This window comes from Streptomyces sp. NPDC053665 (assembly GCF_055585285.1).
This window is the reverse complement of record NZ_JBVJKK010000002.1, coordinates 56,433-73,980: the sequence shown is the minus strand read 5'-3', so window position 1 is coordinate 73,980 and position 17,548 is coordinate 56,433. Positions and strand designations below refer to the sequence as shown.

Genomic DNA, 17,548 nt, shown 5'->3' with positions numbered 1-17,548 from the left:
GGGGGGTCGTACCGTTGATGTCATGCGGCCCGTTTCACAGATCGAACGCTCGGTGGCGCCCTTCGAGGTCGTCGGTCCCTACCAGCCCAGTGGCGACCAGCCCGCGGCCATCGCCGACCTCGCCCGGCGCGTCCAGGCGGGCGAGAAGGACGTCGTGCTGCTCGGTGCGACCGGCACCGGCAAGTCCGCCACCACGGCCTGGATGATCGAGAAGCTGCAGCGGCCCACGCTCGTCATGGCGCCGAACAAGACCCTGGCCGCCCAGCTGGCCAACGAGTTCCGCGAACTGCTGCCGAACAACGCCGTCGAGTACTTCGTCTCGTACTACGACTACTACCAGCCCGAGGCGTACGTCCCGCAGTCGGACACCTACATCGAGAAGGACTCCTCGATCAACGAGGAGGTCGAGCGCCTGCGCCACTCCGCGACGAACTCGCTGCTCACCCGGCGCGACGTGGTCGTGGTCGCCTCCGTGTCCTGCATCTACGGCCTGGGCACCCCGCAGGAGTACGTCGACCGCATGGTCCCGCTCCGCGTCGGCGAGGAGATCGACCGGGACGAGCTGCTGCGCCGCTTCGTGGACATCCAGTACACGCGCAACGACATGGCCTTCAGCCGCGGCACGTTCCGCGTCCGCGGCGACACCATCGAGATCTTCCCGGTCTACGAGGAGCTCGCCGTCCGCATCGAGATGTTCGGCGACGAGATCGAGGCGCTGTCCACCCTGCACCCGCTCACCGGCGAGATCATCAGCGACGACCAGCAGCTCTACGTCTTCCCGGCCTCCCACTACGTCGCGGGCCCCGAGCGCCTGGAGCGGGCCGTCAACGACATCGAGAAGGAGCTGGGCGAGCGCCTGGCCGAGCTGGAGAAGCAGGGCAAGCTCCTGGAGGCCCAGCGCCTGCGCATGCGCACCACCTACGACATCGAGATGCTCCGCCAGATCGGCACCTGCTCCGGCGTGGAGAACTACTCGATGCACTTCGACGGCCGCCTGCCCGGCTCCCCGCCCAACACCCTGCTGGACTACTTCCCGGACGACTTCCTCCTCGTCATCGACGAGTCGCACGTCACCGTGCCCCAGATCGGCGCCATGTACGAGGGCGACGCCTCCCGCAAGCGCACCCTCGTCGACCACGGCTTCCGGCTGCCCTCCGCCCTGGACAACCGCCCTCTGAAGTGGGAGGAGTTCCAGGAGCGCATCGGCCAGACCGTCTACCTGTCGGCCACCCCCGGCACCTACGAGATGTCCCGCGCGGACGGCTACGTCGAGCAGATCATCCGCCCCACCGGCCTTATCGACCCGGAGGTCGTCGTCAAGCCGACCGAGGGCCAGATCGACGACCTGGTGCACGAGATCCGGCAGCGCACCGAGAGGGACGAGCGCGTCCTGGTCACGACCCTCACCAAGAAGATGGCCGAGGACCTCACGGACTACTTCCTGGAGCTCGGCATCCAGGTGCGCTACCTGCACAGCGACGTCGACACCCTGCGCCGCGTCGAGCTGCTGCGCGAGCTGCGCGCCGGCGAGTACGACGTGCTCGTCGGCATCAACCTCCTGCGAGAGGGACTCGACCTGCCGGAGGTGTCCCTGGTGGCCATCCTGGACGCCGACAAGGAGGGCTTCCTGCGTTCGGGCACCTCCCTGATCCAGACCATCGGCCGCGCCGCGCGCAACGTCTCCGGCCAGGTCCACATGTACGCCGACAAGATCACGCCGGCGATGGAGAAGGCCATCGACGAGACCAACCGCCGCCGCGAGAAGCAGATCGCGTACAACACGGAGAAGGGCATCGACCCCCAGCCCCTCCGCAAGAAGATCAACGACATCGTCGCGCAGATCGCCCGCGAGGACATCGACACGGAGCAGCTCCTCGGGTCGGGCTACCGCAAGTCCCGCAAGGACGGCGGCGGCACGAAGGCGCCCGTGCCGGCCCTCGGCAAGGCGACCGCGTCGGTCAAGTCCGCCAAGGGCAAGGGCAAGGGGAAGGCGGCCGAGCCTGCGGTGACCGACCGCCCCGCGGCCGAACTCGCCGAGCAGATCGAGGAACTCACCACGCGCATGCGGGCCGCCGCGGCCGACCTCCAGTTCGAGATCGCAGCTCGGCTGCGCGACGAGGTCTCCGAGATGAAGAAGGAGCTGCGTCAGATGAAGGAGGCCGGCCTGGCCTGACGACGTGCCCTGTACGTGCTGTGTTGCAAGACCGACACAAAGTACGTCCGGGGCTACGTCACTGTCAGTGGCCCTGCGTAGGGTTCTGGTCAACCGCGACCGCGCGGCAACAGGGGACGTTCGAGAGGGGAATCAGCGCGTGACCGTCAACATGACCAAGGGTCAGGCCATCAGTCTGCAGAAGAACGACGGGGGCAGCCTGACCGCGGTACGCATGGGTCTCGGCTGGCAGGCGGCTCCCCGGCGCGGCCTGTTCGGCTCGCGCACGCGAGAGATCGACCTCGACGCCTCCGCCGTGCTGTTCGCGGACAAGCAGCCGGTCGACGTGGTCTTCTTCCGCCACCTCGTGAGCGACGACGGCTCGGTGCGCCACACCGGTGACAACCTCGTCGGCGGTGTCGGGCAGGGCGGCGACGACGAGGCGATCCTCGTCGACCTCGCGCGGATCCCGGTCCACATCGACCAGATCGTCTTCACCGTGAACTCCTTCACGGGACAGACCTTCCAGGAGGTGCAGAACGCGTTCTGCCGCCTGGTCGACGAGACCAACGGCCAGGAGCTCGCCCGCTACACGCTCGCCGGCGGCGGCCAGTACACCGCGCAGATCATGGCCAAGGTGCACCGCTCCGGCAGCGGCTGGACGATGACGGCCCTGGGCAACCCGGCCAACGGCCGCACCTTCCAGGACCTGATGCCGGCGATCCTGCCGCTCCTCTGAGGGCACGCCGGCCCCGGCCGGCGGGCAGCACACGACACCACACAACGACACAGGGGGACGAAGGCGATGACGGCCGAGCTGGTGCGGGGGCAGAACCACCCGCTCTCCCAGGCCCGTCTCGAGATCCGGATCTCGGCCGGCACGCCGATCGTGGCCGCGGCCGCGCTCAGCGACGAGAACGGCCGGATCCACGGCGTGGAGTGGGTCGCCCACCCGGGCGCACCCACCCAGCCGGGTCTCGAGGTCTCCCGGCAGGCCGCCGCGGCGCACCGCCTCGCGGTGGACCTGGACGCCGTACCGGAGGCCGTGCACCGGGTCGGCGTCCTGCTCGCCCTGCCCACGGGCGGGGCCGGCCCGATCCGTTTCGGGGCCGTCGCCGCCCCCTTCACCGCCGTCACCGGTCTCGACGGCACCGAGATCGCCAGCTTCACCCTCACCGGCCTGGACACCGAGTCGGCCGTCGTCGCCCTGGAGCTCTACCGCAGGCAGGGCGCCTGGAAGGTGCGCGCGGTCGGCCAGGGCTACGCCGGCGGCCTGGCCGACCTCCTCACCGACCAGGGCCTGCCGCAGGCCCGGCAGCTCGCGGCCGACATCAACGAGGCGGTCGCCCAGGGCCTGGCCCGCTCGGTGCAGGCACCGCCCCCGCGCACCGCGGACGGCGACCGCTCACGCCAGACCGCGGCCCCCGCTCTCGGCCCCGACCACGGGAGCACCACGCCCCAGCCCGGCCCGGTCCCCCCGAGGTCCCCGTACGACGGTCAGCTGCCCGGCGCACCGGGGGAGCCCGCACCACAGCACCCGTACGCGGGGAGCACACCCGACCCGGGTCCGGCCACCCAGCCGTCCGCGCCGACGGCCGGCGGCCCCATCGACTACAGCCACCCGCGCCGGCAGAACGCCGCACCGCCGCCGCCCCCGCCGGCCGCGCCCCCGGCCGCACCCGGGCAGCCCGCCCGTCCCGTCGCGGGCGACGCCACCGGCTGGTCCCTGGACGAGCGGCTCTACAACCAGGTCTGGGGCATGTTCGAGGACCTGGCCCGCACCACCGCCGCCTACCGCAGCGCCGTCGACTTCGCCGAGTCCCGCATGGACAAGGAGCTCGAGCAGGTCCTGTCCGACCCGCGCAACCGGATCGGCGGGCAGGGCGACGCCGCCCGCGAGACGGCCAGGGCCCGCCACGCCCAGCTCGTCGACCAGGCCAGGGAGGCCCTCGACCGGGACCTCGCCCAGCTCAAGGCCGAGGCCGACGTCGTCGAACCGGCACTGCCCGCGGCGTACGCCCGCTGGGACAACCCTGTCTGGCACGCCTACCGGGTGCCGATGGAGATCCCGATGGCCCTGCGGCTGGGCGACCTGCACCTTCCCGAGGCGGAGGAGATCCGCATCCCCATGCTGGTCCGGCTGCCGCTGGAGCGCGGCCTGTGGATCGACAGCGGACGGGTGCCGTCCGCCGACGGTTCCCTCACGGACACGCACGCGATGGGGCGCCTGGCCATGGAGACGGCCGTCGCGCACGCCGCCCGGCTCCTCGCCGTCTATCCGGCCGGCGAGTTCACCGTCCACGTCGTCGACCCGGCCGGAGCGGGCGCGCAGGCCCTGGCTCCGCTGGTGCGGACCGGTGTGCTGGCGGGCCCTCCGGCGGCGGGTGCCGCCGGGGTGGCGGACGTGCTGGGCCGGCTCACCGAGCGGGTCGACCTGGTGCAGATGGCCGTGCGCGGCGGTGCAGCGGACGCCCTTCCGCCCGGGTTCGACACCGCGCAGCAGCTGCTGATCGTGAACGACTTCCCGCACGGCTTCGACGACCGGGCCGTGAACCAGCTGCGCTACCTCGCCGACGAGGGACCGGCCTTCGGCCTTCATCTGATGATGGTGGCCGATCGCGAGGAGTCCTCGGCCTACGGTCCCTTGCTCGATCCGCTGTGGCGTTCGCTGCTGCGACTGACACCCGTGGCGGACGATCACCTCGCCGACCCCTGGGTCGGCCATGCCTGGACGTACGAGCCGTCGCTCGTTCCGCCCGGCAGCCAGGTGCTCCAGCAGGTGCTCAGCCAGGTGGCGGCGGCCCGTGCCAAGCATTGGTAAAGACCTCTGACCTGGGATCTTGGCCGTTCTTTTGCCAATCGCTTTACTCGTTCTTGGTGATTGGGTACTGTTGGCGGCACGGAGGGGAGTACTCCCTGTCTGCTGCGGCGTACCCGTCAATACGGATCAGGCCAGATCCCGGGGCGTCGGCCCAACCTTGGGTGGAAGAGACCTCCGGCAGCGACGACGCTGACATTTGCCGTTACGACTGCCGGAGGCGCAGTGGATGTTTCCGTGACCCTATGGGTCCTGACGATCGTGGGCCTCGCCGCCCTCATCGCGGTCGACTTCTTCATCGGCCGCAAGCCGCACGACGTGTCGATCAAGGAAGCCGGGATCTGGACGGCCGTCTGGATCGTCCTCGCCGCCCTGTTCGGACTGGGCCTGCTCGTGTTCGCGGGCGGACAGCCGGCCGGTGAGTTCTTCGCCGGCTTCATCACGGAGAAGTCGCTGAGTGTCGACAACCTCTTCGTGTTCGTCCTGATCATGGCCAAGTTCGCGGTGCCTACGCAGTACCAGCAGCGCGTGCTGCTGATCGGTGTGCTCATCGCCCTGGTCCTGCGTGCGATCTTCATCGCCGCCGGTGCGGCGATCCTCGCCAGCTTCTCGTGGGTGTTCTACATCTTCGGCGCCTTCCTCATCTGGACCGCATGGAAGCTCATCCAGGAGGCCCGGGCCGACGACGAGGACGAGGAGTTCGAGGAGAACAAGCTGCTCAAGGCGGCCGAGCGCCGCTTCGGTGTGGCGGACCGGTACCACGGCACCAAGCTGTGGATCGAGGAGAACGGCAAGCGGGTCATGACCCCGATGCTGGTCGTGATGCTCGCGATCGGCACCACCGACGTCCTGTTCGCCCTCGACTCCATCCCCGCGATCTTCGGTCTGACGCAGGACCCGTACATCGTCTTCACGGCCAACGCGTTCGCCCTGATGGGCCTGCGCCAGCTGTACTTCCTCATCGGCGGCCTGCTGAAGAAGCTGGTCCACCTGAGCTACGGCCTGTCGATCATCCTGGGCTTCATCGGCGTGAAGCTGGTGCTGCACGCCTTGCACGAGTCCGGGGTGCACGTCCCCGAGATCAGCATTCCGGTCTCGCTCGGCGTGATCTGCTCCGTCCTGATCGTCACCACGATCACCAGTCTGCGCGCCTCCAAGAAGCAGGCGGCGGCCGAGGCGGCGCAGGACAAGGGCGGCGACGCCACGAAGGACAGCGTCGACGTCTGATCGCGCCCGCCGTGCAGCGCAACCACCGCCGCCGGGAGCGGAGTGCGGCGAATTGCCGACCTCCGCTCCCGGTGCTTGCTTGGTCGCAGGCGCGTTCCCGGCCCGGGGACGCCGTGGCCGGCGGGAGACACCATGAAATTCGTCCAGATCATCGACTTCGAGACCGAGCGCCTGGAAGAGATGCAGCGGGAGGTCCGGGAAGCGGGGCAGCGCAACGCCAGCCGCTCCGGCGGCCCGACCCGCAGCGTGCTGCTCAAGGACCGGGACAAGCCCCACCGCTACCTGGCGCTGATCGAGTTCGATTCGTTCGAGGAGGCCATGCACAACAGTGATGACCCGGAGACCAGCGCCATGGCGGAACGACTCGACGCACTCAGCATCGGCGAGCGGAGGTACACCAACTGCGATGTGGTGGACGAGCATGACCTCACCTAGCCCGGCCGCACGTCTTCACGAACCCGGCGTGACCGGAGTGCGGGGCCCCCTCGCCTCTGGGACGATCACCGCATGACCGCTCGGCGCAGGCCGCTCGCAGCGCAGTGGACGACCTTGGTGCCGCTGCTCGCTGTCGTGCTGCTGGTCCTCACCTGGGGGCGTGATCTGCCGGCGGCGGTCGTCGCCCTGGTGACCCTCGTCCTGGCGGGTGCCGTCCTGGCGGCGGTCCACCACGCCGAGGTGGTGGCCCACCGGGTGGGAGAACCGTTCGGCTCGCTCGTCCTCGCCGTGGCCGTGACGATCATCGAGGTCGCGCTCATCGTCACCCTGATGATCGACGGCGGTGACAAGAGCGCGACCCTGGCGCGGGACACCGTCTTCGCGGCCGTGATGATCACCTGCAACGGCATCGTCGGGCTGTGCCTGCTCGTCGCCTCCCTGCGGCACGGCACGGCCGTCTTCAACCCCGAGGGCACCGGCGCCGCGCTGGCGACCGTCGCGACGCTGGCCACGCTCAGCCTGGTGCTGCCCACATTCACCACCAGCAAGCCGGGGCCGGAGTTCTCCACCGTCCAGCTGACCTTCGCGGCCTTGTCCTCACTGGTCCTCTACGGCCTGTTCGTCGCGACGCAGACCGTACGGCACCGGGACTACTTCCTGCCGATCACCCGGCACGGCGAGGTCATCACCGCCGAGGAACACGCCGAGGCGCCCACCGCCCGCACCGCGATGATCAGCCTCGGGCTGCTGGGCCTCGCCCTCATCGGTGTGGTCGGCCTGGCCAAGGGCGTCTCGCCCACCATCGAGTCGGGAGTCGAGGCCGCCGGGCTGCACCACGCCGTCGTCGGCGTGGTCATCGCGCTGCTAGTGCTGCTCCCGGAGACCATCGCCGCTCTGCGCTCCGCCCGCCGCGACCGGGTGCAGACCAGCATGAACCTCGCCCTGGGCTCGGCCATGGCCAGCATCGGCCTCACCATCCCCGCCGTGGCCCTCGCGTCCCTGTGGCTCTCCGGCCCACTGGTGCTCGGCCTGGGAGCCACGCACATGGTGCTGCTCGCCCTCACCGTGGTGGTGGCCTCGCTGACGGTCGTGCCGGGGCGGGCCACCCCGTTGCAGGGTGGAGTGCACCTGGTGCTGTTCGCGGCGTACCTGGAGCTCGCGATCAACCCGTAGGCGCGCACGTCCCGAAGAGGGCCGGCAGGCCCGAGGAAGGGGAGATCACGGCGATCCGGTCGCCCGGGGACGGCTTGGGCGGGTACGTCGGGCTGATCGGGCTCGTCATGCCCGGAGGCTACGGCCGGACGGGCCGTCGGCGCACCGTGATAAACCGGCGGTGAGCAGCGGTCCGCCACGGGCCGCCCACCCCGTCCGGACCGGAGGAACCGTGCCCCGCACCCTGGCCAACGCCCCGATCATGATCCTCAACGGCCCCAACCTGAACCTGCTCGGCCAGCGGCAGCCGGAGATCTACGGCTCCGACACCCTCGCCGACGTCGAAGCCCTGTGTGTGAAGGCGGCGGCCGCGCACGGTGGCACGGTCGACTTCCGGCAGTCCAACCACGAGGGAGAGCTGGTCGACTGGATCCAGGAGGCGCGGCTGCACCACTGCGGCATCGTGATCAACCCCGGCGCCTACTCGCACACCTCCGTCGCCCTCCTGGACGCCCTCAACACCTGCGACGGCATGCCGGTGCTGGAGGTCCACATCTCCAACATCCACCAGCGCGAGTCGTTCCGGCACCACTCCTACGTGTCGCTGCGCGCCGACGGTGTCATCGCGGGCTGCGGCGTGCAGGGGTACGTGTTCGGAGTCGAGCGGGTGGCCGCGCTGGCCGGGACGGGGAAGGCGGACGCGTAGGACCGTCGGACAGGGTGGCCCCCTTCGCTGCGCCCCGCGCGATCCTTCACGCCCTACGCGGGCACCCGCGCCCCTGCTTCACCACCCGCGTGCGCGCCACTCGGGGAGCTGCGGACGCTCGGCGCCCAGGCTGGTGTCGTGGCCGTGGCCCGGGTAGACCCAGGTCTCGTCCGGCAGGACGTCGAAGATCTTCGTCTCGACGTCGTGGAGGAGGCTGGCGAACGCCTCCGGATCCTGGTGGGTGTTGCCCACACCTCCGGGGAAGAGGCAGTCCCCCGTGAACACATGCGGGTGCCCGTGCGGATCGTCGTACACGAGGGCGATCGAGCCGGGCGTGTGCCCGACCAGGTGGCGCGCGGTGAGTTCCACGCGCCCCACCTGGACGGTGTCGCCGTCGTCGACGAGCACATCGGTGCGTACGGGAATGCCCTCGGCGTCCTCCCGGCCCGCGTACGTGCGGGCCCCGGTCGTTCCCACCACCTCGGCGAGCGCCTGCCAGTGGTCGCCGTGCCGGTGGGTCGTCACGACCGAGGCGATGCCGTCGCTCCCGATCATGCCGAGCAGGGCGGACGCGTCGTTCGCGGCGTCGATCAGCAACTGCTCGTCCGTGGCCCGACAGCGCAGCAGATAGGCGTTGTTGTTCATCGGGCCGACCGCGATCTTGGTGATCATCAGGTCCTTGAGCTCGTGCACGTCGGCAGGCCCGCCGACCGTCACCTGTCCGCTGTACGTCATGCCCGTCAGCCTATAGCGGGGGAGCGGCCCGGGTCCTAGAGCGGCGGCAGCGCCGGGAGCGGACCGCCGTCCACGGTCAGTGCCGCTCCGGTGCGGCGGCCGGCGAGCCACCCCACGAGATCGGCCGGGGAACCCGTCACGGTCACCGCGGCACCGCCGTCCTCCGCGGCAGCGCCGTCGGCGGCGCGACCGGTGCTCCACGCGCGCGTGCCGTCCGTGACGCGGGTCGGCGGCACGTCGGGGTGGCCGCTGAACCGTGCGGTGAGGAACTCGATCTCCCGTTCGGTGAACTCGGCCGGCAGGTCCTCCAACTCGTACCCGATGCCCAGGTCGACGTGGTGCAGCTCCACCTCGACCCAGCGCCGGAACGGCACCCGGGACGCGGAGTCCGTGACCCCGTTGCGCAGCTCCACCGTGCGCGACCAGTCCGCGGGGGCGTCCCCGGTGTCCTGGAAGCGGGCCGCGCTCTCGCGCAGGTCGGCGAGCTGGACGTCGAGGGCGCGCGGTGCGTCCCGCTCGATGTCGTGGTCCCGGGCCTCGGCGGAGACGTACATGGGCCGTCCCTGGAGGACGTTCACGAGGGCGTCCGCGTTGCGGGCCAGGTGGGCCAGCACGTGACCCCGGCTCCAGCCGGGCAGCCGTGACGGCTGCGTCACAGCCGCGTTGTCCAGTTTGCCGACTGCGGTCAGCAGCCGTTCCGTCGCGTCACGTACAGATGCCAGGTCATGAGCGTGATCAATCATGGTGCTGACCCTAGCCCCGCCACTCGTTCGGGTGAAGGTGGTGAAGGAGTGCCGTTATTCGAAAGCACGTGCTATATGGTCGGACGTGGCGTCGGGCATGCTGGAGAGCCGGGGATTGTTGACACCCGTGAATCCTTCCGGCGTTGTCAGTGGCTCCCCCTAGTCTGGGAAAGACGGGGGCCTCGCCCCTGTCACTTCTCTCAAGAAAGGTGCGGACCGGCGTGGCCGACCGTCTCATCGTCCGTGGAGCGCGCGAGCACAACCTGAAGAACGTCTCGCTCGACCTCCCGCGCGACTCGCTCATCGTCTTCACGGGCCTGTCGGGGTCGGGCAAGTCCTCGCTGGCCTTCGACACGATCTTCGCCGAGGGGCAGCGGCGTTACGTCGAGTCGCTCTCCTCCTACGCCCGGCAGTTCCTCGGCCAGATGGACAAGCCGGACGTCGACTTCATCGAGGGCCTCTCCCCGGCCGTCTCCATCGACCAGAAGTCGACCTCGCGCAACCCGCGCTCCACGGTCGGCACCATCACCGAGGTCTACGACTACCTGCGGCTGCTCTTCGCCCGCATCGGCAAGCCGCACTGCCCCCAGTGCGGCCGCCCCATCTCCCGCCAGTCGCCGCAGGCCATCGTCGACCGGGTCCTGGAACTGCCCGAGGGCAGCCGCTTCCAGGTGCTGTCGCCGCTGGTGCGCGAGCGCAAGGGCGAGTTCGTCGACCTCTTCGCGGACCTGCAGACCAAGGGCTACTCCCGCGCGCGCGTGGACGGCGAGACGGTGCAGCTGTCGAACCCGCCCACGCTGAAGAAGCAGGAGAAGCACACCATCGAGGTGGTCGTCGACCGCCTCACGGTCAAGGACGGCGCCAAGCGCCGCCTCACCGACTCCGTCGAGACGGCCCTGGGCCTGTCCGGCGGCATGGTCGTACTGGACTTCGTCGACCTCCCCGAGGACGACCCCGAGCGCGAGCGCATGTTCTCGGAGCACCTTTACTGCCCGTACGACGACCTGTCCTTCGAGGAGCTGGAGCCCCGCTCCTTCTCCTTCAACTCGCCTTTCGGCGCCTGCCCGGAGTGCACCGGCATCGGCACGCGCATGGAGGTCGACCCGGAGCTGATCGTCCCGGACCCGGACAAGAGCCTCGACGAGGGCGCCATCCACCCCTGGTCCCACGGTCACACCAAGGACTACTTCGCCCGTCTGATCGGTGCCCTCGCCGACGCGCTCGGCTTCCGCACGGACATCCCCTTCGGCGGCCTGCCGCAGCGCGCCAAGAAGGCCCTGCTGTACGGCCACAAGACCCAGGTCGAGGTGCGCTACCGCAACCGCTACGGGCGCGAGCGCCGCTACACCACGGCCTTCGAAGGTGCCGTGCCCTTCGTCAAGCGCCGGCACAGCGAGGCCGAGAGCGACTCCAGCCGCGAGCGCTTCGAGGGCTACATGCGCGAGGTGCCCTGCCCCACCTGCGAGGGCACGCGGCTGAAGCCGATCGTCCTCGCGGTCACGATCATGGGCAAGTCCATCGCCGAGGTCTCCGCCATGTCGATCAGCGACTGCGCGGACTTCCTGGGCGAGCTGAAGCTCACCGCCCGCGACAAGAAGATCGCCGAGCGCGTCCTGAAGGAGGTCAACGAGCGGCTGCGCTTCCTGGTCGACGTCGGCCTGGACTACCTCTCCCTCAACCGCGCGGCCGGCACCCTCTCCGGCGGCGAGGCCCAGCGCATCCGCCTGGCCACCCAGATCGGCTCCGGCCTCGTCGGTGTGCTCTACGTCCTCGACGAGCCGTCCATCGGCCTGCACCAGCGCGACAACCACCGGCTCATCGAGACCCTGGTCCGGCTGCGCGACATGGGCAACACGCTCATCGTCGTCGAGCACGACGAGGACACCATCAAGGTCGCCGACTGGGTCGTCGACATCGGCCCCGGCGCCGGTGAGCACGGCGGCAAGGTCGTGCACAGCGGATCCCTGAAGGAGCTGCTGGCCAACGACGAGTCGCAGACCGGCCAGTACCTGTCCGGCAAGAAGGCCATCCCGCTGCCCGAGATCCGCCGCCCGCTGGACCCCTCCCGGCAGCTCACCGTGCACGGAGCCCGGGAGAACAACCTCCAGGACATCGACGTGTCCTTCCCGCTGGGCGTCTTCACTGCCGTCACGGGCGTGTCCGGTTCGGGCAAGTCGACCCTGGTCAACGACATCCTGTACACGCACCTGGCCCGCGAGCTGAACGGCGCGAGGAACGTGCCCGGGCGGCACACGCGCGTGGAGGGCGACGACCTCGTCGACAAGGTCGTCCACGTCGACCAGTCGCCCATCGGCCGCACCCCGCGGTCCAACCCGGCGACGTACACCGGCGTCTTCGACCACATCCGCAAGCTGTTCGCCGAGACCACCGAGGCGAAGGTCCGCGGCTACATGCCCGGCCGCTTCTCCTTCAACGTCAAGGGCGGCCGTTGCGAGAACTGCGCGGGCGACGGCACCATCAAGATCGAGATGAACTTCCTCCCGGACGTCTACGTCCCGTGCGAGGTCTGCCACGGCGCCCGGTACAACCGGGAGACCCTGGAGGTCCACTACAAGGGCAAGTCCATCGCCGAGGTGCTGAACATGCCCATCGAGGAGGCGACCGACTTCTTCGAGGCCGTCCCCGCGATCGCCCGGCACCTCAACACCCTCAAGGACGTCGGCCTCGGCTACGTCCGCCTCGGCCAGGCCGCGACGACCCTGTCCGGCGGCGAGGCGCAGCGCGTGAAGCTCGCCAGCGAACTGCAGAAGCGCTCCACCGGCCGCACGGTCTACGTCCTGGACGAGCCGACCACAGGTCTGCACTTCGAGGACATCAGCAAGCTGCTGAAGGTCCTCTCCGGCCTGGTCGACAAGGGCAACACGGTCATCGTCATCGAGCACAACCTCGACGTGATCAAGACGGCCGACTGGATCGTCGACATGGGTCCCGAGGGCGGCGCGGGCGGCGGACTGGTCGTCGCCGAGGGCACGCCCGAGCAGGTCGCCGCCGTTCCGGCCAGCCACACCGGCAAGTTCCTGCGGGAGATCCTCGGGGCGGACCGCGTCAGCGACGCGTCCTCGTCCTCGGTGAAGGCACCGCGCCGCACGGCCAAGAAGACGGTCCCGGCGCAGTCCAGGGCCACCCGTACCACCACCACGTCGGTCGGCGCCGCGAAGAAGGCCGCGGCCAAGAAGTCCGGGACCACGAAGTCCGCGACCACGAAGTCCGCGACCACGACCACGAAGGCCGCCGCGAAGAAGACGACGCGGACGGCCAAGGGCTGATCCCGGCGATCGGCGTCAGCGGACGCCGATCGCCTGCCGATGACGCGCCGTGCCCCCACCGGGACCTCCCGGGGGCACGGCGCGTCGTCGTTCGTCGGGCCGCACACCGGGGCCCGGTCGACAGGACACTCGGCGAGCCCACCAGGGGTCCGCCTTCCGGAGGGTCTGGCCTCCCGGGGCTCCGGATTCGCGGGGGTCCGGCTTTGCGGGACTGATGCCCGTCAGTCCTCCAGTTCGCGGGCGTACGGCGGCTCCGCGCCCGCCCGTGAGCACGTCACCGCCGCCGCACGGGCCGCGAACCGCAGCAGCTCCGTCCAGCCGTCCTCGCCCAGACCGGTCACGCCCCGGTCGGTGAGGGCGTCACGGACGGCGAGTCCGTGCAGCAGCGCCGCGTTCACGGTGTCGCCCGCGCCGATCGTGTCGACGACCTCGACCCGCTCGCCCGGCACGGCGTATTCGCCGCCGTCGCGCGTGTACGCGGTCAGACCGGCACCACCCCGGGTGACCACGACGGCCGCCGGTCCGGATGCCAGCCACTCCTGGGGGGTGCCGCCGAGCCACTCGGCGTCCTCCGCGGACAGTTTCAGCAGCGACACCGACGGCAGCCAGCTCTTGAACCGTGCCCGGTAGGCGTCCGGGTCCGCGATCAGTCCCGGTCGGATGTTCGGATCAAGGGCCGTGAACACGCCCTGCCCGGCGGCCGCACGCATCAACTCCTCGTACGCGCTCGCCCCTGGCTCCAGTACGAGCGAGCACGTCCCGAACGAGACGGCACGGGTCCCGGGCGGCAGCGCTGTCGGTGCCGTGAACAGGCGGTCCGCCGTCCCCTCGACGTAGAACGCGTACGCGGCGGACCCGTCCTCGCCGAGTGTCGCCACGGCCAGCGTCGTGGGCTCGCCACCGCGCTGCACCGACGACACGTCCACTCCGGTCGTGCGGAGCCGGTCCAGCAGGGCCTCACCGAAGGCGTCGTCCGACACCCGCGAGCAGAACGCGGTGGGGGAGCCGAGACGGCCGAGCGCCACGGCCGTGTTGAACGGGCCGCCGCCGAGCGCGGGCTGCAGCGCCGCCAGGGCGCCCGCGCCCTGCGGTACCAGGTCGATCAGTGCCTCACCGGCGACGACGATCACGTTCGGGGTCCCTTCTCCGGACGGATGGATGCGAGGACGAGTCCTCGAGCGGGTTCACGGGCAAGTTTTCGGGCGGCTTCGTGCGCGCGTTTCCGGGCGGTGGGTCCACGGCCGACTTCTCCGACGGGTTCACCGGCGGGTCTCGATGGCGGACGGGTCGCCGGTCCGCTGTTCAGGTCGGTTGTGCGGCACGCTCGTGGCCGGGCTCTCCGACGGGTCGGGGCAGCCGCAGGACGTGCGGTGGACGAAGGTGCAGGGGAGCCGCACGGTCCGGGCGGGCCGGTCCGGCTCGCCCAGGCGCTCCAGCAGCACGCGGACGGCCCGGGCACCGATCTCCTTGCTGGGCTGGGCCACGGCGGTGAGCCGGGGCGAGAACAGGTCCGCCCAGGCGAAGTCGTCGAAGCAGCACAGCGCCATGCCGTCCGGCACGGACACGCCGCGGGCGCGCAGGGCCCGCAGGGCGCCGATGGTCATGGCGTTGTTGCCGGTCACCAGTGCTGTGGGGGGTGCGCCGCTGGAGAGCAGGTCGGCGGTCGCCCGCTCGGCGCCGGCCGACTCGGAGTCGCCGTGCACCAGGAGCCGCTCGTCGTACGAGAGCCCCGAGAAGGCGAGACCGCTGCGGTAGCCCATGATCCGTTCGCTGGTGGTGCTGAGCCCCGGCAGCCCCGCCACCAACCCGATCCGCCGATGTCCCAGCCCTGCGAGATGGGTGACCAGCCGGGACATCGGTTCGGCGTTGTCAGCGCACACCTGGTCGAAGCGGGGGCCGCCCTCCGCGTCCGGCGGATCCACCAGCCGGTCGAGCAGCACGGCCGGCACACCGTGCCGCGACAGGTAGGCCAGCAGCTCACGCGGCTTTGCCGAGGGCGCGACGATCATGCCGTCCACCCGGCGTTCATGGAGCAACTGGACGACCTTGCGCTCGTGCTCGGGGTCGTCGTGCGGATCGGCGATGAGCAGGCTGTAGCCGGCCTCCACAGCCGCCGCCTCGACACCCTGCAGGATCTCGGTGAAGTAGGGGTTGGTGATCGCCGACACGGCCAGACCGATGGACCGGGTACGAGCCGTCACCAGGGAACGGGCCAGCGTGTTAGTCGTGTAGCCCAGCTCCTCCACGGCGTCCAGCACCGCCTGGCGGGTGTGCGGGAGCACCGGCCGCGTGTCGTTCAGGACGTGTGAGACGGTCGCCACGGAGACTCCGGCGCTCCGCGCGACGTCGGCCATGGTGGCCATGCCGCTCCCTTCTCTTCTCCGATCGGGCTCAGGCGGGGAAGGTATCGCATTGCGGGGGGTGCGTAAACGCTTGCGTAAGCGTTTACGTGGACGAGTTTCTGAGCCGGGCGTTGTGGTGCGTACGCGTCCAGGCGGCGGGCGGCGGGCTGGCGGGCCGGCGGGCTGGCGGGCTGGCGGGGGCGAAGGTAAGCAAGCGAGCGAGGGTATGCGTGCGTTGGTGAGGGGCGTTCGCGCAAGCGTCTACGCGAGCGCTCGCGCAACCGTTTACGCCGATAGCGTCCGCCTCCGCAGCGCCTCGCATCACCAATTGCGCGAACGCTGGCGTAACCGCTTACGCGGGTGGAGGCATTGGCATGAGCGCTGCGGTCGTGCGCCCCCGTAAGCGCCTACGCAAGCGTTTACGCGCGACCGGCCCCAGCCCTCCCACCCCCGACCCCCACCCCTACTCCCAATCCCACCCGATCCCCAGGAACCCGGATCGAACCCGAGGCTCGACCAGGTGGACCGAGCGGTGGTGCCCGCTGATCGGCAGCTCCTGGCACCCGCTGCGCGGTGCCGCCGCCGAGTGCTGGGCGAAGCGGTGACAGCGCTGCGGGAGGGCGGCGGCGTCGAAGGACACCTGGAGTGCGTACTGGCCGCCGGGGGAGTCGAAGCCGCGGACGTACTCCCGTGACACGCCGGCCGTTCCGTCCTCCACGCCGTAGCGGAAGAGGAACGTGTCCCCGGAGCGCAGCCGGGTGTCGAACAGCAGCTCGGCCGCCAGGACGCCCGTGTCGTTGTGCCGGCGCACGCGCCCGAGGCGGCAGTTCTCCAGGGGGTGCACACGTATGCGCTCCGGGACGGCGCCCCGGTCGCCGTGGTGGACGGCGATGAAGCGGTCGACGCCGTCGCGGTGGGCGCGCACGATGTGGTGCGACTCGCGTTCGGCCAGCTCGCGCCGGGCCCCGATCCGCAGGCGTTCGTGGTGGGCGAGGGTGTGCAGCCCGGCGTCCGCGGGGCTGTCCAGTTCGGCGAGCAGCTGGTCGAGGACCCCCGAGGCCTCGACGAGGGAGCGGTAGGAGCGGGCGGCGGACCGCTGCCCGGCCGGGCCGTCGCCGGGTTCGGCCAGCAGCCGGATCAGCGACTCCTCGGGCAGGTCCAGGATCTCCTCCAGGGCCCGCACGGCCCGCAGGGACTCCGGGCGCTGCGGGCGACGGGCACCCTGCTGCCAGTAACTGAGGCTGGTGACGCCCACTTTCACGCCGCGACGGGACAGGTGGTGCTGCACGCGTTGCAGCGGCAGCCCCCGGGCGGCGATCGCGGCACGCAGGGCGACGTGGAAGGGCCCGCCCCGCAGGACCGAGTCCAGTTCCGTGGGAGCGACGTCGGCGAGCTGTGTGGCGTGCGGCATGCAGGGGCCTCTCTGTGAGTCGGCAACGGCTGGTCAGACCGTTCGCACAGTGCTCCCGGGGCGCCCCGTCGGGGTGGGCAGAGGTTCTTCACATCCGTACGCCGACGTTCAGGCCCCGAGTTCCCCCGCATTGAAGCGTGTTGACCTGGTCCCGACAACACCTGATGCCGGACAGTGACGCACTCCCGGCCGGAGCGTTCCGGACAGTGACGCACTCGGGGCGGGTCAGGGCCGGGACGGGCCGTGACAGGACCGGCCAGGACCGGCCAGACGGGACGGTACGGGCCGGACCGGGCCGGGACATGCGAACGCCCGGGGCGTGCGCCCCGGGCGTTCAAGGTGACGGCGTGCTTCCCGACCGTGCCTCTAGGTGCGTTCGGTCCCGGCACGCTCCTCGAGGGCCAGCCTCTTGGCCCGCACTATGTCGGGGTCACGGGGGTCCAGCGCGTCGCCCAGGGCGAACGGCTCGTCCGCGTACCGGCGGGCACGGCTCGTGCGCCGGTTCTTCTCGATCCGCATCCGCTTCATCCGCGCAGCCCT

The 17,548-nt window shown here is 70.6% G+C and carries 14 protein-coding genes; 8 read left to right on the top strand and 6 right to left on the bottom strand.

From position 1 onward, the window contains the following. Nucleotides 1-22 precede the first annotated feature (22 nt). The 7 genes from uvrB to aroQ all read left to right on the top strand — a co-directional run bounded on the left by uvrB (nt 23) and on the right by aroQ (nt 8,490). On the top strand, nt 23-2,173 hold the full coding sequence (gene uvrB / locus ACZ6ZN_RS07900) for an excinuclease ABC subunit UvrB (RefSeq protein WP_469644148.1): 2,151 nt from the start codon (nt 23-25) through the stop codon (nt 2,171-2,173). A 139-nt stretch (nt 2,174-2,312) separates the two neighbouring features. Continuing rightward, nucleotides 2,313-2,891 (top strand): TerD family protein, encoded by a 579-nt coding sequence (locus ACZ6ZN_RS07895; protein ID WP_369196340.1) that lies wholly within the window; start codon nt 2,313-2,315, stop codon nt 2,889-2,891. 66 nt (nt 2,892-2,957) lie between these two features. Further along, nucleotides 2,958-4,973, top strand: coding sequence for a TerD family protein (locus tag ACZ6ZN_RS07890; protein WP_469644144.1), 2,016 nt, complete (start codon nt 2,958-2,960; stop codon nt 4,971-4,973). A gap of 222 nt (nt 4,974-5,195) precedes the next feature. Continuing rightward, the gene (locus ACZ6ZN_RS07885) at nt 5,196-6,197 is read left to right on the top strand and encodes a TerC/Alx family metal homeostasis membrane protein (RefSeq protein WP_398111915.1); all 1,002 of its coding nucleotides are present in this window, start codon (nt 5,196-5,198) and stop codon (nt 6,195-6,197) included. Between the two features lie 132 nt (nt 6,198-6,329). Continuing rightward, the gene (locus tag ACZ6ZN_RS07880; RefSeq protein ID WP_469644140.1) at nt 6,330-6,632 is read left to right on the top strand and encodes a hypothetical protein; all 303 of its coding nucleotides are present in this window, start codon (nt 6,330-6,332) and stop codon (nt 6,630-6,632) included. A 72-nt stretch (nt 6,633-6,704) separates the two neighbouring features. Beyond that, nucleotides 6,705-7,805 (top strand): calcium:cation antiporter, encoded by a 1,101-nt coding sequence (locus tag ACZ6ZN_RS07875; RefSeq protein ID WP_398111913.1) that lies wholly within the window; start codon nt 6,705-6,707, stop codon nt 7,803-7,805. Between the two features lie 211 nt (nt 7,806-8,016). After that, a complete protein-coding gene (gene aroQ / locus ACZ6ZN_RS07870) occupies nt 8,017-8,490 on the top strand; it encodes a type II 3-dehydroquinate dehydratase (RefSeq protein ID WP_451879265.1) in 474 nt (157 codons plus the stop codon). A 78-nt stretch (nt 8,491-8,568) separates the two neighbouring features. On the opposite strand, the gene ACZ6ZN_RS07865 is transcribed toward aroQ, so the two are convergent. Both ACZ6ZN_RS07865 and ACZ6ZN_RS07860 read right to left on the bottom strand, forming a co-directional pair. Further along, nucleotides 8,569-9,225, bottom strand: coding sequence for an MBL fold metallo-hydrolase (locus ACZ6ZN_RS07865; protein WP_469644134.1), 657 nt, complete (start codon nt 9,223-9,225; stop codon nt 8,569-8,571). A gap of 35 nt (nt 9,226-9,260) precedes the next feature. Continuing rightward, nucleotides 9,261-9,968: a maleylpyruvate isomerase family mycothiol-dependent enzyme gene (locus ACZ6ZN_RS07860; RefSeq protein ID WP_469644131.1), complete on the bottom strand. Its 708-nt coding sequence runs from the start codon at nt 9,966-9,968 to the stop codon at nt 9,261-9,263. Between the two features lie 221 nt (nt 9,969-10,189). On the opposite strand from ACZ6ZN_RS07860, the gene uvrA reads away from it, so the two are divergent. Continuing rightward, nucleotides 10,190-13,255, top strand: a complete 3,066-nt coding sequence (uvrA, locus tag ACZ6ZN_RS07855; protein ID WP_469644129.1) for an excinuclease ABC subunit UvrA — start codon at nt 10,190-10,192, stop codon at nt 13,253-13,255. A gap of 221 nt (nt 13,256-13,476) precedes the next feature. Here the strand turns inward: uvrA and ACZ6ZN_RS07850 are convergent, their stop codons facing one another. The 4 genes from ACZ6ZN_RS07850 to ACZ6ZN_RS07835 all read right to left on the bottom strand — a co-directional run bounded on the left by ACZ6ZN_RS07850 (nt 13,477) and on the right by ACZ6ZN_RS07835 (nt 17,536). Then, nucleotides 13,477-14,385 (bottom strand): carbohydrate kinase family protein, encoded by a 909-nt coding sequence (locus ACZ6ZN_RS07850; RefSeq protein WP_469644126.1) that lies wholly within the window; start codon nt 14,383-14,385, stop codon nt 13,477-13,479. A 129-nt stretch (nt 14,386-14,514) separates the two neighbouring features. After that, nucleotides 14,515-15,618 (bottom strand): LacI family DNA-binding transcriptional regulator, encoded by a 1,104-nt coding sequence (locus ACZ6ZN_RS07845; protein ID WP_469644124.1) that lies wholly within the window; start codon nt 15,616-15,618, stop codon nt 14,515-14,517. Nucleotides 15,619-16,060: 442 nt separating this feature from the next. Next, nucleotides 16,061-17,008, bottom strand: coding sequence for a hypothetical protein (locus tag ACZ6ZN_RS07840; RefSeq protein ID WP_469644121.1), 948 nt, complete (start codon nt 17,006-17,008; stop codon nt 16,061-16,063). Between the two features lie 366 nt (nt 17,009-17,374). After that, nucleotides 17,375-17,536 (bottom strand): hypothetical protein, encoded by a 162-nt coding sequence (locus tag ACZ6ZN_RS07835; protein WP_469644119.1) that lies wholly within the window; start codon nt 17,534-17,536, stop codon nt 17,375-17,377. Between the last annotated feature and the right edge of the window lie 12 nt (nt 17,537-17,548).